This is a genomic window from Nostoc sp. NMS4 (assembly GCF_017115095.1).
Taxonomy (GTDB): domain Bacteria; phylum Cyanobacteriota; class Cyanobacteriia; order Cyanobacteriales; family Nostocaceae; genus Nostoc.
On the sequence record NZ_JABXKI010000047.1, the window covers coordinates 1 to 23024 of the forward strand.

The 23024-nt window shown below is 41.9% G+C and carries 19 protein-coding genes; 3 read left to right on the forward strand and 16 right to left on the reverse strand.

What is annotated here, in order from left to right; all coding sequences use genetic code 11:
- Positions 1 to 323 precede the first annotated feature (323 nt).
- Together HWQ37_RS01930 and HWQ37_RS01935 are read left to right on the forward strand one after the other, a co-directional pair.
- Positions 324 to 512 (forward strand): PAS domain S-box protein, encoded by a 189-nt coding sequence (locus tag HWQ37_RS01930; protein WP_292743084.1) that lies wholly within the window; start codon positions 324 to 326, stop codon positions 510 to 512.
- Between the two features lie 36 nt (positions 513 to 548).
- The gene (locus HWQ37_RS01935) at positions 549 to 920 is read left to right on the forward strand and encodes a response regulator (RefSeq protein ID WP_363318083.1); all 372 of its coding nucleotides are present in this window, start codon (positions 549 to 551) and stop codon (positions 918 to 920) included.
- 245 nt (positions 921 to 1165) lie between these two features.
- Here the strand turns inward: HWQ37_RS01935 and HWQ37_RS01940 are convergent, their stop codons facing one another.
- The 14 genes from HWQ37_RS01940 to HWQ37_RS02005 all read right to left on the reverse strand — a co-directional run bounded on the left by HWQ37_RS01940 (position 1166) and on the right by HWQ37_RS02005 (position 19185).
- The gene (locus tag HWQ37_RS01940; protein ID WP_292743086.1) at positions 1166 to 2206 is read right to left on the reverse strand and encodes an aliphatic sulfonate ABC transporter substrate-binding protein; all 1041 of its coding nucleotides are present in this window, start codon (positions 2204 to 2206) and stop codon (positions 1166 to 1168) included.
- 353 nt (positions 2207 to 2559) lie between these two features.
- Positions 2560 to 3648 carry a sulfonate ABC transporter substrate-binding protein gene (locus tag HWQ37_RS01945; protein WP_292743088.1) on the reverse strand — a complete coding sequence of 363 codons (1089 nt, stop codon included), beginning with the start codon at positions 3646 to 3648 and terminating at the stop codon, positions 2560 to 2562.
- Between the two features lie 216 nt (positions 3649 to 3864).
- Positions 3865 to 5055: an aliphatic sulfonate ABC transporter substrate-binding protein gene (locus HWQ37_RS01950; protein ID WP_292743090.1), complete on the reverse strand. Its 1191-nt coding sequence runs from the start codon at positions 5053 to 5055 to the stop codon at positions 3865 to 3867.
- 284 nt (positions 5056 to 5339) lie between these two features.
- A complete protein-coding gene (locus HWQ37_RS01955; RefSeq protein WP_292743092.1) occupies positions 5340 to 6203 on the reverse strand; it encodes a TauD/TfdA dioxygenase family protein in 864 nt (287 codons plus the stop codon).
- 36 nt (positions 6204 to 6239) lie between these two features.
- Positions 6240 to 7346 (reverse strand): aliphatic sulfonate ABC transporter substrate-binding protein, encoded by a 1107-nt coding sequence (locus HWQ37_RS01960; protein ID WP_292743094.1) that lies wholly within the window; start codon positions 7344 to 7346, stop codon positions 6240 to 6242.
- A gap of 431 nt (positions 7347 to 7777) precedes the next feature.
- Complete coding sequence (locus HWQ37_RS01965) at positions 7778 to 8599, reverse strand: class I SAM-dependent methyltransferase (RefSeq protein WP_292743096.1); 822 nt, start codon at positions 8597 to 8599, stop codon at positions 7778 to 7780.
- A gap of 112 nt (positions 8600 to 8711) precedes the next feature.
- Positions 8712 to 9947 (reverse strand): acyl-CoA dehydrogenase family protein, encoded by a 1236-nt coding sequence (locus HWQ37_RS01970; RefSeq protein WP_292743098.1) that lies wholly within the window; start codon positions 9945 to 9947, stop codon positions 8712 to 8714.
- A 157-nt stretch (positions 9948 to 10104) separates the two neighbouring features.
- Positions 10105 to 11592, reverse strand: coding sequence for an amidohydrolase family protein (locus HWQ37_RS01975; protein WP_292743100.1), 1488 nt, complete (start codon positions 11590 to 11592; stop codon positions 10105 to 10107).
- 101 nt (positions 11593 to 11693) lie between these two features.
- The gene (locus HWQ37_RS01980; RefSeq protein WP_292743102.1) at positions 11694 to 13175 is read right to left on the reverse strand and encodes an amidohydrolase family protein; all 1482 of its coding nucleotides are present in this window, start codon (positions 13173 to 13175) and stop codon (positions 11694 to 11696) included.
- A 129-nt stretch (positions 13176 to 13304) separates the two neighbouring features.
- Positions 13305 to 13691, reverse strand: a complete 387-nt coding sequence (locus HWQ37_RS01985) for a ribosomal eL19 family protein (RefSeq protein ID WP_292743104.1) — start codon at positions 13689 to 13691, stop codon at positions 13305 to 13307.
- A gap of 45 nt (positions 13692 to 13736) precedes the next feature.
- A complete protein-coding gene (locus HWQ37_RS01990) occupies positions 13737 to 14747 on the reverse strand; it encodes an ABC transporter substrate-binding protein (RefSeq protein ID WP_292743106.1) in 1011 nt (336 codons plus the stop codon).
- A 322-nt stretch (positions 14748 to 15069) separates the two neighbouring features.
- Complete coding sequence (locus tag HWQ37_RS01995; protein WP_292743108.1) at positions 15070 to 15399, reverse strand: 4Fe-4S dicluster domain-containing protein; 330 nt, start codon at positions 15397 to 15399, stop codon at positions 15070 to 15072.
- Positions 15396 to 17030, reverse strand: a complete 1635-nt coding sequence (locus HWQ37_RS02000) for an FAD-dependent oxidoreductase (RefSeq protein ID WP_292743110.1) — start codon at positions 17028 to 17030, stop codon at positions 15396 to 15398. The genes HWQ37_RS01995 and HWQ37_RS02000 overlap by 4 nt, the downstream gene beginning before the upstream one ends.
- 340 nt (positions 17031 to 17370) lie before the next feature.
- Complete coding sequence (locus HWQ37_RS02005; RefSeq protein ID WP_292743112.1) at positions 17371 to 19185, reverse strand: iron uptake porin; 1815 nt, start codon at positions 19183 to 19185, stop codon at positions 17371 to 17373.
- 895 nt (positions 19186 to 20080) lie between these two features.
- Between HWQ37_RS02005 and HWQ37_RS02010 the strand changes: the two genes are divergently transcribed.
- A complete protein-coding gene (locus HWQ37_RS02010) occupies positions 20081 to 20587 on the forward strand; it encodes a hypothetical protein (protein WP_292743114.1) in 507 nt (168 codons plus the stop codon).
- A gap of 235 nt (positions 20588 to 20822) precedes the next feature.
- On the opposite strand, the gene HWQ37_RS02015 is transcribed toward HWQ37_RS02010, so the two are convergent.
- Both HWQ37_RS02015 and HWQ37_RS02020 read right to left on the reverse strand, forming a co-directional pair.
- Positions 20823 to 21830, reverse strand: coding sequence for a glycosyltransferase family 2 protein (locus HWQ37_RS02015; protein WP_292743116.1), 1008 nt, complete (start codon positions 21828 to 21830; stop codon positions 20823 to 20825).
- A gap of 95 nt (positions 21831 to 21925) precedes the next feature.
- A complete protein-coding gene (locus HWQ37_RS02020) occupies positions 21926 to 22636 on the reverse strand; it encodes a TVP38/TMEM64 family protein (RefSeq protein WP_292743119.1) in 711 nt (236 codons plus the stop codon).
- Positions 22637 to 23024: the final 388 nt, after the last annotated feature.

Genomic DNA, 23024 nt, shown 5'->3' on the forward strand with positions numbered 1-23024 from the left:
GTGTTTCGCGCAGTCTGTAGCAGCTTCCGCCTTCCCTGTAAGAGCTTCCGCCAAGACGTTTCCGTGTTCCGCGCACTCTGTAGCAGCTTCCGCCAAGACGTTTCCGTGTTCCGCGCACTCTGTAAGAGCTTCCGCCAAGACGTTTCAGTGTTTCGCGCAGTCTGTAGCAACTTCCGCCTTCCCTGTAAGAACTTCTGCCTTAACTTTACTAAGTCCTAAAAAAGTAAAAGCAGATTTACAATGAGTGAGAGAAAACCTGAAAGCTCAAGAGGTTACTGATTTGCAGAAATATTTGAGCGAACAGCAAGCTGCGCTACGCGATAGTGAAGCACGCTAGCGTTCACCAAAAGGGACATTATATCTGGTTGGAAGCAACTGTTCGAGCTATCCGCGATCGCCAAACTCAAGAAATTTTAGAGATGCAAGCGTCTTCACGAGATATTACTAAGCGCAAGCAGGTAGAAGAGGAACAGCGAGCGATCGCAGTTGATAATGCCCGACTCTACAAATAAGCACAGCAATCTCAGAATGGTGTCAAAATTTTAGTAGTGGATGATGATACAGATACGCGAGAATTTATTGCCTTTTTATTAGAGCAATATGGGGCAAATGTGACAGCAGTAACATCAGCAAATGAAGCCCTAGCCAATTTAGCCCAATCCTTGCCAGATATCCTTTTAAGCGATATTGGGATGCCGGAAGTGGATGGGTGTATGTTCATGCGACACTTGAGAACACTACCAGCAGAGCAAGGAGGGCAAATTCGAGCGATGCCTACGGCGGTAAACTACGCACTTACCGCCTATGCTGGAGAAATGAACGCCCAACAGGTACTAAAAGCTGGATTCACCAAGCATATTTCCAAACCAGTAGAGCCAAGCGAGTTAGTAGATGCGATCGCCAACTTAATCGCTGAATAAACCTGCCTCTACCTGTTCATCGTTACTTGATACCCTAATTGTCAGTTCCAAATCATGTCTGTAAGAAGATTTGCGATCGCTTGTTCCTTCCTTGTTTTTACTTAACCAGACAATAGGCTTAACAAGTTAGTTGAGCAACTTGTTAAGCCCCTTGTTAAAGTTAGGCAAACTTGCGCTACACTCTAATAGCTAGCCAAGTTAATAGCTGAATCAACTACAAATGACAAATGACAAATGACAAATCGTTACTTGATATTATCAGGTACGATCGCTTTATATTGTAGATCAGAAAGAATCCCTTGTTTGATATCTATCCTACGCGAGATGACTTTTTCATCAAAATAGAAATCAGCAACGCTCTGCTGTAGGGCAACGATCGCAGGTGTAATTTTTTTCAATTTATAAGTACGACGGCTTGCCACCTTTAGAGCAACTGCTGGAGCTAATTTCTGCTCATCAACTAAAATTTTGGCATAATCGCTTGGGTTTTTTTCAGCCGCTTCTCCTACCTTCTCTGCTTCTTGTAAAAAGACTCGCACCAATTGCGGATTTTGGGTGACAAATCCACGTCTGCCAATATAAAATCCGTTGAGAATGTTAATTCCGGCTGCATTTCTCAGAACTCGAATCGGGGTAGTATTTTCCACAGCAGCTAAAAGGGGATCGCCACCCACCCACGCATCAGCTTTGTCTTGAATAAAGGCATCGCGGGCTTGAGTTGGAGTCAAAGCAACGATTTGGATATCGCTAATTTTTAACCCTACCTCTTTCAAAGCTTTTGCTAGTAAATACTGTGCATTGGAACCTACCTGAAAAGCAATTTTCTTACCTCTAAGATCCGCTACTTTCTTAATGGGAGAATTAGCTTTGACCACAATACCTTGGTTTGTACCATCGCTGGGTGTGCGTCCAGTAAGATAGACAACTTCAGGGATGAAGCCTGGGCGTGCGGCTTGGTCAAATATTGGAGGTGTCTCTCCGACAGTACCGATATCCACCTGGCCTTTATTCAGCGCCGCTATCAATTGCGGCCCTGCTGCAAATGGCCCAACCCAATTCACAGTTACACCCAATGCTTTGAAAATTGGCTCAACAGCTTTTTTAGACTTGACAATATCACCAGAACTTTGATATCCCAAGTTAATTACTTTGGGATTTGGCAGCGCTTGAGTGCTTTGCATAACGCTACCAGCCAAGGGAGATAATAAAGTAAACAGTCCCAATGCAGAATATTGGACAATACGCTTTAAGACTGTACGGCGTTGTGGTTGAAATAACTTGTTCATCAGTTGTGATTTTCCTTGTAAGTTTTAGGTTGTCAGTCTTACTTTCTTGCAGCAAGTAAGATAATAGGAAGTTGTTATTTAAACCTCCTAGAACACCAATTAAAACAAGTCGCAAGTCGCAAGTAAGTTTTGTGTTAGCGAGTCTGCGTTCGCTTTTAGCGTCTCGTAGAGAGCGTCCGGGGATTTAGACCCCGACCCAAAACTTGCTTATTTTTTGAACCGGGGGACTTAAACCCCTAAACTTGTTAATGATAAAGAATTGAGATTTGACTAATTTAACAAATCTCCTTTTTCATTTAGTAAATTGGTATTCTAGTTTGTTTAAAAAAACAAACTTCATATCTGGTTATTCTCTACTTTTCACTTATCAGTGTTGGTGGAGTAATAGTTGCATATTCTTTAGGCGTGAGCAATGCTTCTTTAACATCAATCTTTTTGGGTAAGATTTTTTCGTTATAGAACAAATCAGCAACATTTTGCTGGGCTTGCATTAGTTCTGGAGTAATTCCTCTTAAGCGATAAGTAGCACGGCTAGAAATTATTTCCTGAATGGGTAAATCAATTTTGAGTACAGGTGCTATGAGTTTGGCTACTTCTTTACGATTCGCTTCTGCCCATTGACCATTTTTATCAATTTCTTCTAAAATGATGCGAACTAATTCAGGATTTTCCTGAGCAAATTCTCGCGTTCCTACATAGTATCCGCCTGGAGTACCGATATTTGTCGCATCTCGCAACACACGCGCACCGTGGAGTTTTTCTACCAAAGCTAAATGAGGATCGCCAGTTACCCAAACTGGAATAGTACCCTGAATAAATGCACCACGGGCTTCGATATTGGGCATACTCAAAACTTGAATATCACTATATTTTAAACCTACTTCTTTTAAGGCTTGGATGATAAAATAGTGAGAAGCAGAACCTTTTTGAAAAACTACTTTTTGACCTTTAATTTGAGCTAACGTTTTAATTGGAGAATTTTTCGGAACTGCGATCGCACTACCTTTACCTGAATTAGGGCCAAGTCTTCTCCCAGCCAGATAGATGATTTTTGCACCCGCAGCTTGGGCAAAGATCGGAGGCGTTTCTCCAACAGAGCCAACATCAATTTTGCCCACATTCATCGCTTCCATAAGTTGCGGACCTTGAGCAAATTGTGACCACTCTACTTTCAAGCCCAAAGGCTCCAAACGTTTTTCTAAAACCCCTGTGACTCTCACTAAATCACCAGAGCTTTGATACCCTATTCGCAGTACCTTTGTTTTAAAAGTTATAGTCTTTGCTCCTACTGGTTCGGCTTTAGCATCAGTTTGTGTATTTGTATTAGATACAGTTGATGTACAACCGATTAAAGTAGTAGATAAAGCTACAAAGCCAGGTATGATAAATAAGGCGATTTTGCTGATTGCTATTGTCTGAGTTTTACCGAAATTATTAAACACTTTTGCACCTCAAATTTTGACTAACTACTGATACAAAAACATTAGCTAACAACTTAAATTTTTTGATTTTTTAAAGTTGATTAAAATTACTGAAACAGAATTCAGGAGTCAAAAAGCAACTTACAGAATGAATTTTATACGAATGATGTCTTGATTCTGACCCAAGCTAACGGAAATGTTTCAAGCTCCACTCCTGAATTCTGACTTCTTCTTCAATTACTTATTAGATTTAATTGAATCAGGTGTGAATGCTGCATATTCTTCTGGAGTAAGTACTCCATCTTTGACATTAACCTTTTTTGGTAAAAGTCCTTGTGCATACCATAAATCAGCTATTTTTTGTTGTTTGTTAACAACTTCATCGGTGATAGGTAGCAGACCATATACAGCTTTATTATGAATTGTTTTGAGAGTAGGTACATCAATACCAACATCACCACTCTCAAGTTCTGCCAACTTATCAATATTTTTCTGCGACCAATCTTCAGCTTTGATAAACTCTTCTAGAAAAACTTTGATAATCTCAGGATGCTCTTTGGCAAATTTACGTGAGGTAGTATAAAAGCTACCAATATCCTGAAGTCCTTGTCCATCCATTAATACACGACCAAGATTTGCTTGGACATTTCTGGTAATGTAAGGTTCCCAAATTACCCAAACGTCAATTCCCCCCTGACTAAAAGCCACATTTGCATCAGGAGGTGGGAGAAAAAGAGATTTTACATCACTCAGTTTTAGTCCCTCTTTTTGCAAAGCTTTTAGCAAAACATAGTGAGCAATAGAGGCTTTTTGAAAGGAAATTTTTTTGCCCTTAAAATCAGCAACACTTTTAATCGGAGAGTTTTTTGGTACTAAAAAAGAAACTCCTCTACCATTAAATTTGGTCGTTGCAATATACACAAGAGGTGTACCTGCGGCTTGAGCAAATATAGGTGGTGACTCGGCTGTGGCTGCGATATCAAGGGAACCAGCATTTAACGCTTCTAAAGCTTGTGGGCCAGCAGCAAACTCTTGCCACTTTACAGTAAAATTCTTTGCTGCCAAACTTTTTTCTAGAGTTCCTTGCTTTCTCATCACTGCAAGAGAACCAAGCTTAGAATAAACAACTCGTAGCTCTTGCTTTTGCTGAGTATTAGAAACTGTTTTAGTTTGAGATTGTGTACTAGTTCGGGATAGTTCGTTTTGAGTATTTTTAGTTTCTTGGCTACAACCAACTATGCTCATTGGTATGGTGAGAGTGCAAGCAGCGATTAATAAAGATATATGTTTAGGAGCAATTTTATATTCTACTCTTATAGTTTTAGTATTTAAGCTATGCTCAGATATAGTCTTGGCATTTTTGATTTGTGATTGTAGCGGTTTATTTCCAGACAAATTGAGCCTTTGCAAAGATTTGAAAAGTGCCATAATGGTTATTCTAGTTAAATTTAATAATTTCTGTTGTAGCGTTTTTAATGAGTGCTAGCAACTATCAATTTCAGTCTAGAGTGTATCAATTTTAGTTTTAAAATAAAGTATTCATTAACACTTGTTTTAAACAAAAAATATTTTTTTAGTATTTTTATTTACAAGCAGGGAGTATAATATTTAGACAAGTTTTATTGGTCAAAAGTCTAGAAGAAATCTTGACTCTTGACCAATAAAATGTATAGTCTAAACGCTCATTAGCTTAATCTTCTGAGCTATAAATTCTAAAAAGGACGACTACCAGCAAGGCTAACTCGCTTTAATACTCGTCGCTCATTGGGATCGAATGCTTGACGGTAATGTAATGTAGCTTGATTATCCCAGTAGACAATATCACCTACTGACCATTTGTGTTGGTAGTAGAACTTGGGTTGATTTAGATGTTGCCTCAACTGTTCAATTAGTTTAGATCCTTCTTCTGGCTCTAAGCCAACAATTTCTACTTCTGTAGCAACATCCAAGTAAAGATGCTTTTTACCACTCTCTGGATGTGTCCTGACTAAAGGATGGGGAAAAATCGGACTGATTAAAGGAATACTTTTGTCTAAACGATATAAAGGGCGGGGTGCATTCCGGTCTTGCAAAAATGGGTTATAGGTAATTAATTGTAAATCTGCAATCCGTTCTTTGGTGGCTTCATCTAACGCTTGATATGCCAAATTGGTATTTAACCAATAAGTATCTCCACCATGAGTTGGTATTTCCAAAGCATAAAGAAGCGAACCACTAGATGGTGTAGGAGTCCATTTGTGGTCAGAATGGAAAGTTAATTCTCCAGCACCAGTATAGCCACCATCGAGGTTAGAAATCGGAATCACCACCGGGGTTTCTCCCGGTTTAGAAGCTAAGACTGGAGTTTCATCAGATGGTACAAACAGTCCGCCAAAGTATAAAGAAAAGTTCAAAAGCTGTTCATCAGAGAGCTTTTGGTCTTTGAAGATTAAGATGTGGCGATCGCGCAAAGCTTCCTTAAGTTGTAGTATAACTTCAGGTGCGATCGCTTGACTGGCATCAAGATCGGTAACTATGGCTCCTAAAGGGGCATCAATAGACCTAATTTTAACTTCTGTTAAAGTCGAGGTAGGCATAAAATTCTCCTGTGTTTTAGTCTGTTCTTGAGATAATTACTTATTCGCTAGAACCTCTGAAGGAGTAATTTTGGCGTACTCTTCAGGTGTCAAAAACCCCTCTTTAACATTCACCTTCTTGGGGATAAGTCCTAAGCTGTACCATTTATCTGCAACTTCCTGTTGTTTAGTAATAGTTTTCTCGGTGATTGGTAGCAGCCCATAATCATATTTCTTATGCATTATTTCTAGAGTTGGTGGATCTAGCTTAGTTACAGGAGCAAGTAATTGTGCAACTTCTTTAGGATGATCCTTAGTCCAGATTTCTGCCTTTTCTAGTTCCTCTAGAAACACTTTAATAACATCAGAATGAGCCTGATAAAACTGGCGTGAAGTTGAGTAAAAATTTCCAGTATCCCGCAACTTACCACCATCTGCTAAAACACGAGCTATTTTATTTTGTACATTTCTGGTAGCGAATGGCTCCCAAATATACCAAGCATCCACTTTGTTCTGACTAAATGCTGCATTTGCATCTGGCGGCGTTAGAAAAACTGATTGGACATCGCTCAGTTTTAGTCCTGCGTCTTCTAATGCTTTAACTAATAAATAGTGACCAATAGAGGCTTTCTGAAAAGCCACTTTTTTACCTTTCAAATCACTAACACTTTTAATCGGAGAATTTACAGGAACTAAAAGTGAAATAGCTTTACCACTGGGGCGTGTAGTAGCTAGATAAACAAGAGGCGCTCCGGCTGCTTGCGAAAATACAGGAGGCGATTCGGCTGTAGATGCGATATCTAGTCCATTTGCATTCAGGGCTTCTAGCTGTTGTGGCCCAGCCGCAAACTCAGGCCACTGTACTTTAAAACCCAGAGGCTCTAATCGCTTTTCTAAGGAACCCTGTTTTTCTAAAACTGCTAAAGCGGTAAGTTGTTTTGAACGTACAATCCGTACTACTTGCTTCTCTGTTGACTTCTCTGTAGTGCTAGATGAAGCTACAGACTCAGGGGAAGTTGCTGACTGTTGAGCATTATTTTTTGCTTCACTACAACTCGATAATACTGTCGATAGCATTAAGCAGTAGCCCAGAGCAAACAACAAGGAACGACGTGTTGTTTTCTGGTTTTTTCTGAATTCAAACTTTCCTTTTAAAGCTGGCATGGGTTGTTTTATTTATTTCCCTCTAAATGGTTAAAGCTGTGATGATTGATTGCAGTGGAATAAGGTAAAAAAAATTCTATTAATATCAATTCTGTATGAAGTATAAGAAAGAGAAACGAACCGCGAAGGACGCAAAGGACACAAAGAAAGAAAGAAAGAAAGAAAGAAAGAAAGAAAGAAAGAAAGAAAGAAAGAAAGGTTTGGCGCAGCTTCACAGGGAAATAGTATAAGTTTCTAAGTTTAAAAACTTTATTGATGAAATTAGGGAAGAGAGTGGGTATTACCCACCCTGCAACGACTCGAGGAACTGAAAATTGAATAGTTAAAAGGGAAAATTTAGGAAGTGGAGTGAGAAAATCCCACTCCAGGGTCGTGCTAGTGGAAGGTTAAAATTTGTGAATGAAGCTCTGTTTTGCTTGTTTTCAATTTTGTTAGTGCTTCCAAGCAACTAGGATTGTCGCTTTGAGTTCTTCTGTAAAATGTCCAGATGGTTCAACTGCTAGTAGTGCTTCTCTAAGATCCTTTTCAAATGCTGGGGCGTTATCGCCATAGAAAATTTTCAGGGAGAAGGCTGTAGTGTATAAATAGCCGAGATAGCTATCGACTGTCCAAGATTTTTCAAATAGCAGTTCATAGCTTTCTTGACGAGCAAAAGCCGAATTGCCAATGACCATTTCATGGGGAGGATCTACTGGCTTACGAATACCTTGTCCTCGTTGTCCAGTCCGCCGTTCTTCACCTAACCATTTCTTTACTACTCCAACAGCAGCTTGTTTCCAAGGTAGATTGCTTTCCCAAGGGTTGTCACCGGTCTGAAGCAATGCTAATCCACCATCATCAGTAAGCAATTCATCAAGGCGTTCAAGTACTAATTCGCGTTCCATCCAATGGAAGGCTCTGCCAATTGTGGCTAACTTAAATTTCCCTAAGCTAGAGTCGATTAACTCTGCTCCTTGTTGTAACCAAGTAATATTATTTGCTCCCACTGCTGCTGCTTGTCGTTTGGCTTCTGCAATCATGCCGGGATCGGGATCGATCGCAACAACTTCTTCAAATCTGGTTCGCAGAGCAATTGAAATTAATCCTGGGCCAGTACCTAAATCGAGGAGTCGTCCTTGACCATTGAGATGAAATATTTCGGCTAGTTTGTCGAATACAATCGGTGGGTATTTGGTTCTATATTGAGCGTAGACCTCTGCGGCTCCCTCAAATAAACTTGGGTCGTAGGTAGGAAGTGTTTTTAGTTGAGTCATATTGATTTTGGATTTTAGATTTTAGATTTTAGATTGGTAAAAGGGAGTGGGGAGTGCGAGTAGGCGCACAGGAGCAAAGGAGAATAACCAATGACAAATGACAAATGACAAATTAAGAATATTGAGTGATGACAGGTAGTTGCTGGTTGAGTACCCAATCACCGATCGCACGCAATTTGTAGTCCACTGGATCGTGGAGGGTAAAGGTTCGCAAATCTCGCCAGTAACGATCAAATCCATATTTGCTTGCTGTGGCGCGGGTTCCGGTAACTTCAAAGATGCGGTTAGTAATATCTATACCTACACGGCTAGCTAATGCCTTAGACGCGGAAACTGCGATCGCAACTTCTCCCCTCTCTTGATAAGTCAGCGCTGCATCCTTATCCCAGGCTGCTTGTACTTTCTCGGCGGCTCGATCTGCTAGAGCGATCGCAGCTTGAATTTCCACCCAAAAGTCTCCGTAATGATGCAGAATATATGGGTCTTGAGTGGCACTATCTACCCCTGATGTAATCCACGCTTTGGTAGTAGTTTTAGTATATTCACGAGCGGCGGCGAAGGCTCCTTTAGTAACTCCCAGATAAACGTTGGTTTTTGTTAGCTGGGCAATAATGCCAAGAAAAGTTGAGAAGGCACTATCAGGGGGATTTGATGGCCCCAAAATCTCATCTTTTTCTACTAGAACATTGTTAAATGTATAACTACCGCTATCTGTGCGACGTTGCCCAATATTATCCCAATCTTGATTGGAAACTAACCCTTCTCTATCTTTGGGAATTATGAATATGAAGGGCAATTCTACGCCATCTTCTAAAGCGGAGAATACCCGATAATCTGCAACGGAAATTCCTGTACCAAAGCTTTTAACACCATTAACCCGGAAATTCTCGCCTTCTGGATTAATTTTCAGTCTCGTATCCCGCGTATTAATGGCGTTTGCCCAAAATAAGTTTTTCTTAGCAGTTTCTCTATAATATTTTTCCTTTTGGGCTGGTGTGCCGGAAACGTGACCTAAAGCTGTCAAATTCAGATGATTACCATACAATTGACCAATTGAACCATCTGCTTTTGAAAGTTTTCTGACAATTTTTAAGGCATCAATCCAAGTTGCGCCAATTCCACCATATTGCTTGGGTACAATCAGTGGTAGCAGTCCACTTTCACGCAGTTTATTAATTTCTTCTTCGGGAACTCCGGCTTTAGCATCCCGTTCAACTGCGGATTGTGCAAGTTCTTTGGATAGAGAAGTTGCTAGGTCAATGTAATCTTTTGGTTTTGTAATATCTAGCACCATAATCAAATCATCTTTTGTAATTCGTAATTCGTAATTCGTAATTAGGGAAAACACAATTAATACAATCAGTTTCTAATTCGATGCAGAATTTAGGAGAAATGTAGAGTGAGCAAGGCCCACTCTACAAGTGAACAGAGGAAATGGAACATGGAACGTTGTAAAGATGGGCATTGGCAAAGACGCAGAATCAATCCTTTGTAGAGACGGCGATTTATCGCGTCTCTTTCGCAGCCAAAAATTCATTCGCCGCCTTCTCAACACCTGTACCTTTGAAGAAGTCACGATTTAGACTGGTGTACAACTCCAAGGGATGAATTGACAGGAAGTATTGCAAATCTTCTTCGCTAATGATTTCGCGTTCTGCCATTGCGTAGGCGTTGGCTGTAACGGCGGTGATATCAGGTACATCCCAGTGACCGGAATCGGAACCTAAGAAGGCTTTAACGCGATCGCCAAAGGGATTAGCGGCACGATTAAAGGCTTGGCTGACACGGGTATCGTCTGATTCTGTACCGAAGTAGAAATGATTCAAGAAGCGATCGCGCACATCTTCCGGTTTCTCAATTCCTGCTAGTTCAAATTCGTCGAGTTCACCCGGATCTTCTGGTGCTAATAGTTGATGGTGGAATCCTAAACCGTCACCAATTTTATCTAAGCGTCCTTCTACAAGTTCGCCACCGTAACGAGTATACAACTCTACTAATGCTTCTTTGTCGATAATACCAGGATTGTTATTTGATAACAAGTGTTGTTTGTTCCGGGTTTCCCAATGCCAAATAATATCGGCGTATAGACTAGCGCCCCAAGCTGAACCACCTTCTAAAAAGGCAAACTTTAATTGCGGGAAGCGGCGGGTAACTCCACCAAAAAACAGCGATTTGCATAATGCTTCGGCTGCAAAGGCAAAGTGATTAATATGATTGTACTGGGCGTTGGTGACGGAGCGCTGAGTTGTCCAACCTTGGCTAGAGGCGTGAGTTGTGGGTACAACTTTTAGTTCTACGCACTTAGCCCAGAAGGGATCGTAATCATACTGGCTATCTAAGCCAAAGTTATCAATCCAAACTACTTCGTTAGCGACTTCTTTGCCGTATTTTTCAAAGGCGGGAATTGGACGACGGACGTAACCGGGGATTTGAATTGCTTTGAGTCCGAGAACATTCACCGCATATTCCAACTCTTCAATCCCTTCTTCGGGAGTGTGCAGGGGAATGGCGGCGATGGGTGTTAAGCGATCGCTATAAGGGCGGAAAATATCAGCATGATAAGTGTTAACTGCCCGACAAACAGCCCGCCGCATTTCTTCGTTGCCGATATTTGGAGCCATTGTTGCCAAGTTGGGGTACACAACGGCAAAGTCTGTACCTGCTTCTTGCAAGCGCTCATGCAGCAACTTGGGTAAGCTAATGGTAGCCAAATTCAAAGTATTTTTTGTGGGACGACCCCACCAGTTCGGGCGATTGGTGCGATAAGCAAAACGTTCTTCCCAACTTTGCTTATACCACTTAAAGCGCGAAGATCCTGGTAAATTTTCTTTAAAACGTTCGACAAGTTCAGTTCCGCCAATTTGCTCTAAATAATCTAATACTGCTGGTTCAAATTCCTGGGTATGAACATCGGTGTCAATGATCGGATAACCAAGTTTTTCTCGAATTTGAGCAGACTTAGTTTTTTGTGGGCGGTCAAGAGCGATCGTCATGATAGTTTACCCTAAATTATTCAAAAGATTGGTATTTGAGTATGTAGTAAGCGCTTCAGCGCTTTCTTCAGCACTAAAGTGCTTACTACGAACAATAATCACTAAACTTTGCTAGCCAAAAATTCATCTGCTGTTTTCTCCACAGCCGTACCTTTGAAAAAGTCACGATTCAGGCTGGTGTACAACTCCAAGGGATGAATTGACAGGAAATATTGCAAATCTTCTTCGGTGATAATTTTGCGCTCTACCATTGAATAGGTATTAGCTGCGATCGCAGTAATATCAGGTACGTCCCAATGACCAGAATCAGAACCTAAGAAGGCTTTAATACGGTCGCCATAAGGGTTAGCTTTCCGATTAAAAGCTTGAGATACACGGGTATCATCTGATTCTGTCCCAAAGTAGAAATGATTCAAAAAGCGATCGCGGATATCTTCTGGTTTCGTAACTCCTGCAACTGCGAATTCATCCAAATCACCGGGTTCTAAGGGCGCTACTAACTCGGCGTGGAAACCTAAACCACTACCTAGTTGATCCAAACGACCATGTACTAATTCGCCACCGTAACGGGTATAGAGTTCTAGCAATTCTTCGCGATCGATATTGGCGGGATTGTTATTTTCCACCAAATGATCTTTATTGCGGGTGTCCCAATGCCAAATTAAATCGGTGTACAAACTAGCACCCCAAGCAGAACCTCCTTCTAAGAAAGCAAACTTGAGTGTGGGGAAGCGGTGAGTTACGCCACCAAAGAATAAAGATTTACATAATGCTTCCGCAGCCGATGCAAAGTGACCAATATGGTTGTATTGGTAATTGCTAATGGAACGCCGATTAATCCAACCCATACCGGAAGAGTGGGTGGTGGGTACAACTTTTAGTTCTACGCACTTCGCCCAGAAGGGATCGTAATCATACTTACTATCCAAGCCAAAGGTATCAATCCAGATGGCTTCGTTGGCTACTTCTTCGCCATATTTCTCGAAGGCGGGAATTGGGCGGCGGATATGTCCGGGGATTTGAATGGCTTTGAGTCCCAGCACTTTCACCGCATATTCCAATTCTGCGATCGCCTCTTCGGGCGTATGCATGGGGATGGAAGCAATGGGTGTTAAGCGATCGCTATAAGGGCGGAAAATATCAGCATGATAGGTGTTAGCTGCACGACAAACAGCCCGCCGCATTTCTTCATGACCGATGTGTGGAGCCATTGTTGCCAAGTTGGGGTACACAACAGCAAAGTCTGTCCCAGCTTCTTGTAAGCGTTCGTGCAACAACTTTGGCAAACTAACCGTAGCTAAATTTAGAGGATCGTTAGTGGGACGAGTCCAAAAAGGAGGGCGGGCGGTACGGTTAGCGCGGCGTTCATCCCAAGATTGCTTGAACCATTTAGAACGAGATGCACCGGGTAAGTGTTCTTGAAAACGCTCTGCGATCGCACTTCCCGCAACTTGTTCTAAATAATCCAAAAATGCTGGGGGAAATTCTTGGGTATGTACATCGGTGTCAATGATTGGATAACCCAGTTTTTCCCGAATTTGAGCAGACTTGGTTTTCTGTGGACGGTCTAGTGCAATAGTCATAATATTTTACCTGAATTTGTAGATGGATTAGTCAAGAGGGAAGCAGAAAGTTTACAGGACTTACGGCAAATAATGGAAAAACGAACCGCAAAGGCGCAAAGGACACAAAGGAATGAGAGTTTTAGAGAGTTATTGCGTGAGTCCTAAGTTTATAAGCTTGAAAGTTGAGCCTTTAAACCTGGGAGTTGCACCTTTAAACCTGGGAGTTGCGCCTTTGAGCGTGGAAGTTGCGTCTTTGACCCTGGAAGTTGCGTCTTTGACCCTGGGAGTTGCGCCTTTGACCCTGGGAGTTGCGCCTTTAAGCGTGGGAGTTGCGCCTTTAAGCGTGGGAGTTGCGCCTTTGAGCGTGGGAGTTGCGCCTTTGAGCGTGGGAGTTGCGCTTTTGAAAGACTTAATTACAAAAATTTGTTTTTCTTGCTCAGAAAAGTTACTGATTTCTGCCTCCTCATCTCCCACCCTACGGGAAGTTAAAGCTACATCTTTCCCAGTCTTTTTCTTCTCTACGAGACGCTGCACGAACAATTTTGAATTTTGAATTTTGAATTTTGAATTGATTTCTCCCTACTTTTCTTTAACAGCCCAATCAGTTAATTTAAAGTCCGACTTTGCTAAACCCTGCGAGACTAAAAATTTCTTTGTTCCTTCTAAAAGTTTCACTCCCTCGGCTGGTAATGGTTCTTCTGACACCTGTTTGAGTGGAAATGAGACTTTGATAATATCGATAGGATATTTAGTAATTTGGGCATGGTACTGATAATATTCTTCAGAATTGGCTTTTAAATCCTTGGCTGCTTCTGTGAGAATTGCATTAAATTTCTGGGGAAAATCAGGCTGTTTTGCCAAAAAACTTTCAGTTGCGACAACTAATGATGTCCCTGACAAACCCTGATGATTCGCAGAAGAATCAATCACTGGAAACCCTTGTGATTTCAGAAAAGGCCCCAGATCGCTTGAGGTTGCATAAGCTGCTACATCACCACGTTCTAAAGCCGCTTTTGCCTCAGTAGTCATCAAGTGAACAACTTTTACATCCTTGGCAATTTTAGCTTCAGCTAATAGACCCAGCAGGTATCGGTGCATATAAGAGCCTTTTTGGGTAGCTATTTTTTGACCCTTAAGTTCAGCAAGCGATCGCGCACCATTCTTTTTCGCCACCAACCAGGCGGTTGTATTAAATTGGCTAATCCGCAACAGTCGGGTTTGCTGACCCCTTGCTCTCAAAACTATGGCTGGTGTATCGCCTAAAGAGCCAACATCTAATTGTCCGGCAACAAGCGCCTCATTTAGATCCGGCCCGTTAGGAAATCTAGCAAAAGTAACGTTTTTAAATCCCGCTTTTTGCAACTCACGCTCTAATATTCCCTTTTTCTTTGCCCAACCAAGCGATCCTGTAGGTTCTGAATTACCTACATAACCTATTCGCAGGGTAGAAATATTATTAGATGCAGCAACAGCATTGTTGACATTAACAGCCTCAATGGATTGAGCAGATTTAGTTTCGCCTTGGCTACATGCTGTAGTTAGTAGCAGTAGGACACAAGCCACTGATGTTGATAATCTCGTACTAGACATAAGGTATCTAGGGCGTGTTTTCAAACCTCTTGTTAAGCAACCTTGTCTTTGGAGATCCCCCCAACCCCCCTTAAAAAGGGGGGCTTTAAGAATTTCTTTCCCCTCCTTAAAAAGAAGGGCTTTAAGAATTTCTTTTCCCTCCTTAAAAAGAAGTGCTTTAAGAATTTCTTTCCCCCCCTTTTTAAGGGGGGTTAGGGGGGATCTTCGAGTTTGAAAACAGTCACTAGACTCAAAATACCCAACTTTTCTAGGACTACGTTCTGCTTCCTGCTTCTTGCTTCCTACCTTTTTTAATGCCAGCATGACTATTTTCTCCGCCGCATTATTTCATCTGCTTCAAAACTTGAAATGTTTGATCGGCTTTTGCTGTTGAAGTGCGTTTGTGTCCCCAACCGATATTTTCCCGGTAACTACCCAGTAGCCCAACTTCTGCCAATTCTGCCTCGTTGACTGAAGCCGTCACATCACTTTCTGGTGCAACATAAAGGGCATCAACTGGACAATATAATTCGCACATATAACAGGTTTGACAATCACTCTGTCGAGCAATGGTTGGCGGCGCATTAGGTATTCTGTCAAACACATTCGTTGGACAAACATTCACGCAGATATTACATTTTATGCACCGCGACTCGCTGACCAACTCAATCACACTGCTGCTCCTATTTTAGATAAAAGCTTTTTTGTACTTAGCGGCTGACTCTTCACCCAAACCCGATCTAATCCGCCACTAATCAGATGATGTTGCTGATTAGCATCAAGTTCTGGATAATCTTGATGTTTGTGCATCCCACGAGTTTCTTTACGTTCAATGGCACTGCTGTACATCCATCGTGCTGTAGCTACCATCGCCGCCGCTTCTCGCGCCCTGGGAAGCTCTTTCGCTGATGTTACCTGACTACTGCGAAGTTCTTGCCAAAGATAATTTAGCTTACCCAAAGACTCGGTTAAACCTTGTTCTGTACGGAAATAGTTCTTTTCGTAAGGAAATACTTCGGCTTGGACTGCCTGAATCACTTCATCAGTCGCTAAGGAGCGATGCCTTCGGCGGCAAGCTACGCCCCCACTCTCTAATCCTACCTCTCCAACACCCTTAACATGGCGTTGAGTTGTGTATTCTCCCAAACTGCGGCTATATTCAGCAGCCGATTTCCCCGACCAATAGCCAGAAGATATTGCCCAAGCTGCATTGTGACTACCACCGCCAGTAAATCCGCCACAAATCAATTCCCGTGTTGCGGCATCTCCAGCCGCGTAAAGTCCCCGTACAGAACTAGCGCAACTCTCATCGACAATCCGAATTCCTCCCGTACCGCGTACAGTTCCCTCTAAGCGCAGAGTCACTGGGAAACGTTGAGTAAATGGATCGATCCCTGCACGATCAAAGGGTAAAAAGAAGTTAGGCTGTGCTAAACGCATAGATGGCCGCATCGATTCTGCCGCTTTGTCTATGATGGCGTAAACTGGTTGTTGCAACAATGTTTGAGCAATTACTGAACGTCTATGAGAACTTGCCCCCGGAATTTCAGTACCATCTTCGTAGGTGAAAGTTGCCCAATTATAAAACAGGGTTTTGGTGACTGAAGAAAAGGCGGGAGAGATGCCATAAGCATTAGAAAATTCCATACCCGACATCTCGGCTCCTGCTTCTGCCGCCATTAGATAACCATCCCCTGTTAAGACGTTGCATCCTAACGCTTTGCTGAGAAATGCACAGCCACCTGTTGCGATAATTGTGGAGTGCGATCGCACTAGCCATTTCTCCCCAGTTTGACGATTCACACCTGTTGCACCAGCAACAGCACCATCGTCATCTACCAGTAATTCTAAGGCGGGGCTATTGTCTAAAATCTTGACTCCTGCGCGTTGAATTTGCCGCCGCATCAACCGCATATATTCAGGCCCTTGGAGCGATCGCCGGTAGGGTTTGCCTTCATCGTCGGTAGGGAAGGGATAACCCCATTCTGCTAACTGATTGACGTTTTCATAAGTCTGATCCAGTACCCGATCCATCCAATTGCGATCGGCTAAAAACCCACCCAACGATTCCCGACTCGCCTTCGCTGTTTCTCGTGCTTCTGGATCGGGTGGCACGTACCAAACACCATTTCCAGATGCCGCAGCGCATCCAGTCGTACCACAGTATCCTTTATCTACCAAAATAACTCTAGCTCCACTTGATGCAGCACTCCACGCCGCCCAAGTTCCAGCCGTCCCACCTCCAATCACAAGCACATCTGCTTCTAAGTCGAGTTCAAAATCAGTTGTTAACGTCTTCAGCATCTACAATTCCCCCCCGATCGATAAAGTCTTAAGCATCAAGTCTTCACCCCATCGATGCTGCAAAATATGTTAGAAATCTGTTTGCCTATCTACTTTCCGGCTTACTAGTAGCCTTAAATTGCGACCCCTTAAGAAAGGTTGCCAATTAGATTTGTCTTGACAAATACTTTAACTTGATCGATAAACCGTAGTTTATACCATAACAAAGCTTTTCATAGTTTTCGACAAAAAGCAAGCATCTTAACAAACAAATTCAAACGTAAAGTTATGTAAAAAACCGAATGGCAATTTTGTAGAGACGCGATTCATCGCGTCTCTACTTTACAAGCGTGCCATTCGGTTAAAACCTAAAGACAGTACGAACCCAAGCAAATAAACTATCAGGATTGTTGGCATTAGAATCCGGTGCAGTAATCCAGATCAAACCCGGTGTTACCTCAATATGATCTCCGATTTTATATTGGTAGAATGCCTCAACGTGCAGCGAAGTATCTTTGTCCGCTTGTCCCGCACCGGCTCCCAAATCTACATTCTTACTAAGACTGGTGAGTTTTGGCTCCATACCAACTAAAACTCCCCCTAAAGCACCTTCACTAAAAAGATCCGGGAATGCCAGTCCTACCGCCCAATCCATAGCTTCAGCATCTCCGTGCCCTAAATAGCGGTGTACCCCATAACTTACCCACGCATTGATTGCGAGCTTGGGATTAACTTGATAGAACGCCTGTAGACCATAAAGATTGCCCACAGTTCCGGCTCCAGGCACAGTACTGTTTACCAGGTTACTTCCGACGGCTGGGCCAAAATTTGTTCCACTAAAACCGAGAGTATTTGGTGGGCTATAGGTATTAACGTAAGTCGCAGCCACCCGAAAATTCCGATTACCAGAGTAGTATATTAACTGTGCTAAAGCCAAATATCTACCTGTAAATAAACCATTATTAGTTGTGGGATTGTTACCGTTTGGTGCGCTGTATGCTATCCCGAATTGAACCTGTTTACCTAATCCCTGGAGTATGGCAATTCCGGGGCCGCTATCTCCATAGTTATAGACCAAAGACCGCCGTGAAAATCGTGAAATCCCATTAGCACCAGTCGCAGAAGACGATTCAAAATATGGGTTAACCGGACCAGAAAGACCTATCTCACTAGCTCCGTCAGACAAGGGATAAATGTTGACTTGGGTATTTGGAAAAGGTAGAAACCGATAGCGAACACCACTGAGAATAATAGTATTGCGTGCAAAAGTAATACTGGAGTTATCAGCAGTTCTTCCCTCATAAGTTCCTAATAATCCAGCTCTTGTTTGTCCCAATGATTCAATATTTCCACCTCCTATTGTTATAGCTAGTGAATCTTTACCGTTAAAACTGGTGTTTAGTCGTAAAGAAGTTGAGCCTTGAAGTGTGGCATTGTGAGGTGCTGGTCTTTTGGTGACGACGTTATTGCCTGTTATAACTTCGCCAAGGACAATCTGAGATCGACCGATAAGTTTGGTTGTGGTTGTAAACTGAGTTGATTCTAACTTTGCAGTTCGCGTTTCTAAGCTATCTACACGTCCCCGAAGTTGAGCCAGTTCTGGAGAAAATTGTTCTTGTAGTTTTTTGATGGTATCCAAGTCTTCGCGTTTGACTAAATCTGTTGTCGAAGTCGCTATTAGTTCATTGAGGCGATCTAAAGCTGCATTCAACCCAGCTGCAAATTCATAGCGCGTTAGGGAGCGATCGCCTTTAAATGTAGCATCTGTATATCCCGCAATTACACCGTAGCGCTCAACTAGAGACTGTAATGCTTGAAATGCCCAATCTGTCGGCTTAATATCTGACAGTTGCGAGACGGATGTTACTTGTCCCGCAGAATTATTTGGAGCTTTTTTGTCATTTGGTGGAGCAACTTGCAACAATTGTGAGACAGGTGTTACTCTCTCTCGGAGATCGTTTGGAGCTTTTTTAAGAGTGACTGGTGCAATTGAAGTGTCTACTGTTTGATTGACAACTGCTTCTGGTGCTTTGTTCTCTTGTACTTCAGTCGTAGATAGATCGGATTTAGGTAGTTCAGCCTGACTTTTGGCTGGATAAAAAACCAGGATAGCGAGAATATCTAGCAACAAAAGCAGGAAGACTATGGATCTATAATTCCAGCGAAAATTTGACATGATTCCTTAACTCCTCAACCCTAAAGATGAATAAATTGGCTCTTGATTGGACAGAAAAGCCAAGACAAATCATTGAACTAATGTTTACAAAAAACGATTAGAACATAGATTAAATAAGGCTTTTGCTGCTGACAAACCAGAAGCTTATAATAAATACCGAAACCAATACTAAGTAGTTGAATGTACAATCCAAATTTTGTAGTTAGCTAGTAATTCTGAGAATTGAAAGAATCCTAGAAACATCTTGAATGCTACAATCACTTCCTTGGTAAAGACTTCTCTCCTTTTAAGGAAAACTCAACCACACACTATGTAAACTGATACTTGTGAGACATCGTTAATGCCGTTTTTTTGGTTACGCTGTACAAAGTTCATCAATGGCTACTGACATTGACTAAAGCTTGATTTGGATTCAAGTGATTATTTGCCAATTAACATTAATTGAAAACACTATTTTGTTATCAACTATATTTTGACAGCATCAATTGTTATAAAAATACGATAGTTCTATCGACTTACCGTACTTTCTTAGAATTATCTTTGCATAGAGCTTGGTACAATGCAAGACCTAGTAGTTGTTTCATGGAGCGGAAATATGTCAAAATTCCTGGTTAAGTCAATTCCAGTAACTGCGATCGCCGGAAATATTTAAACCCCTACACTCCCATCGGTGAGACGTTAAGATAACCGAACTAATGTCAATTAGAAAATATACTGAAAATCTGGAAAATATGTAAGTATCAAGTTAATTATTGTACTTAATTTTGAGGGCGGCAATGAATGATGCGGATCAAGATTCTGCGATCGCCTAAGCTTCACAAAAAATTAGAGAGCCTACTGATGCTATTAATACACCAATAGGAGCAGCCTAGATATATAAGCGTTGCTTTTTAGTATGAAAAAGATTGTTTCCAGTATTGTTTTGGGTGCGTGCGCTGTGTTTGCTCCTGCTGCATTTTTAATAGCTCCTGCTTTAGCCCAAATTCCTGTGCCTGCAAATCAATGGATACCTACAGCTCAAGGAGAGCAAGGTGATATTTTTTCTATCGATAGAGGAAGTATTCAAACAAACGGGGGTGCGTATAGTTTCTGGATACATATAGACCATGCTCAAGGTGTTGTAGCAGTGAGTCGAGTACATGTAATTGCAAGTTGCGCATCAGATGCTTTTCAATACAATTGGCTACTTCAAGCTAATCGCCAAGGGCAAATAATTCAGAATGAAAAGCTTGAAACTCCGGTAATGCAAGCTGCTGCGGGAACCGTAAATGCTCAATTAATAAATGCTGTATGTACTAACTTTTCTACAGATCCGCAACTAGCGGCATTGACCAGAGCAACACAAACGAATGCAGAGGCAATTAATAGGGCAATGGAAGCAGCAGCAAAAATGTTTCGCTAGCCGAAACATTTTACACTGTACTTTCAAAGAAGCGGTACAGTTTCAAAAAGTGTAGGGGGTAGGGTGTGAAGAGATTGGCATAAAATTTTACCCTTTAAAACTTTTCAAATAGCCTCTTAGTGGTCTGTCCTATTAAATATTATGGGTTTGTAGTAAGCACTTCAGTGCTTAAAAATCCAGGACTAAAGTCCTTACTACGAACTTATTCACCCCTCGTAACTAATGGGACAGACCATTAGGGTGAGGTCTTTTTAGGATCTTCTAAATTATCTAGTTTGTCAGAATTGCTCGTTGAGTTGGAGGATCTGCGATCAAAACCAGCTACTTCTGCCAAAGTATAGAGGGGTCTGGCTTTAACTTCTTCGTAGATCCGCCCTATATATTCGCCTAAGATGCCAACACTGACTAACTGGACAGATCCGAGGAAGAAAATTGCCATCAAAATAATCGTAAACCCAGTTAAAGGCGAATGGGGGACAAAAAGCCGCCAATACAAGACTAATAAAGCCATGAAGATGGCGGCGGCGGCGGCTACTAACCCCAAGTAGGTTGATAACCGCAGTGGTACTATTGAAAAGGAGACTAAACCATTGATGGCAAGGGCTAAGGATTTGCTAAAAGTGTATTTAACTTCCCCAGCAAAGCGGGGGTTGCGCTCGAACTGAATTGCTGTTTGCTGAAAGCCAACCCAAGAACGCAGACCACGAATATAACGGGTGCGTTCTGGCATAGAATTGAGAATATCTACAATCTGCCGATCCAGTAGACAAAAATCACCAGTATCAGTCGGAATCTCTACATCTGCAAGCTTTTTGAGGATGCGATAAAAGAAATAGGCGGTAAAACGCTTAAACCATCCTTCCTTAAGGCGTTGAGTGCGTTGAGCGTAGACGACCTGATAGCCCTGTCGCCATTTTTCAACCATATCAGGAATTAGTTCTGGTGGATCTTGTAAGTCAGCATCAAGGATGACGATAACTTGACCACGGACAAAATTAAGACCGGCAGTTACTGCAATTTGATGACCAAAGTTACGAGCAAAACTCAGATAGCAGATGCGTGGGTCTTTTTCATAAAGTTCTCGTAGTAATTGTAGGGAGCGATCGCGGCTACCATCATTGATTAAAATTAATTCAACCAGCCCATCCATCCGATTCATGACTACACTCAGTCTGCGGTATAGTTCTGGAATAATTTCTTCTTCGTTATAAATTGGAACAATGAATGAATACTTTGGTAACATCTAAAAATATTGTTTAATTTTTGAATAGTCAAGCTAAGAAAGTGCTTGCGATCGCAAAAGGTTTTGGTTCACAGTATAGTTCCAAATCAAATAGTCTATTTATTCTTCGGATTGATGTTATCTGAAGAGTCTGATTCTTTAAGACTTTCTATAGCTTTTTTGGGAAAAGTCCGACGATGGCGATACCAAGTAGACCCTGCTACCAGCGTTCCAGTTAAGCCTAATGCAAGTATTAGCGGCAAAAAATCGCCTGTATTCACTGCCTTCAAACCAGAACTACCTAGTAGTACAAAAGGTAAGACACTAGGAACAGTACCAAGTGTTGTACCGAGAACATAATCTTTAAAACCGATCGAAGTCAGTCCCGCGACAAAGTTGACCAAACCATAAGGCATGATCGGTACTAATCGGATGGCAAACATATAAAAAAGCCCTCCACGACGCACCTCAGCATCCATCGCTTGCCAGCGTCCTGCTAATCGCTTTGCAACCGTTTGCCGTCCAATAGTCCGAGTAAAAACAAAGGCAATTACTGCCGCAATAACTGCTGCAACACTAGTCCAGACAGTACCCAGCCAAGGGCCAAAAATCGCACCTCCAGTCAAATTAAGCACCGTTGAGGGCAAAACTAACATAGTTGCCACAACGTACAAAGCAATATAAATAATCGGTGCCCAGACACCAGAAGATTTCAGCAACGCTTGGATTTGTGCTGGTTCAATACCGCCTAGAAGATATACTGCTATCCCAGTGGCAATTATACAACTCAGTGTGAGTAGTATAATACCAGCTTTCAAGTTCCACACTAGAATACTCCTACTTTTTTTGTAACCCAACCCATCTTTCTGAAATTTTCCCTTTAATTCATTCTTGAAAACTTTGGTTCTAGAAGCTAGTGGTCTGTCCCATTAATTTTGCTGGGTTAAGAAAACGAACCGCATACCCCTTCGGGGAAGCAAGCTACGCGCAGCGTCTCGTCAGAGAAGGGCGCAAAGAGCGCAAAGTTAAGAGGTGAATAATTTCGTAGTAAGGACTTTAGGAACATGGATTAAATAAGATGCAAAACTTTATCCTGTCTCTAGCTTCCCTCTCCTTTATAAGGAGAGGGATTGAGGGTGAGGTAAACCAGCGATATAAATCAATACCTTAGCCAAAATAAGAGGATGAAGAGAGAGGTCCGGTGTAATAGAGTTA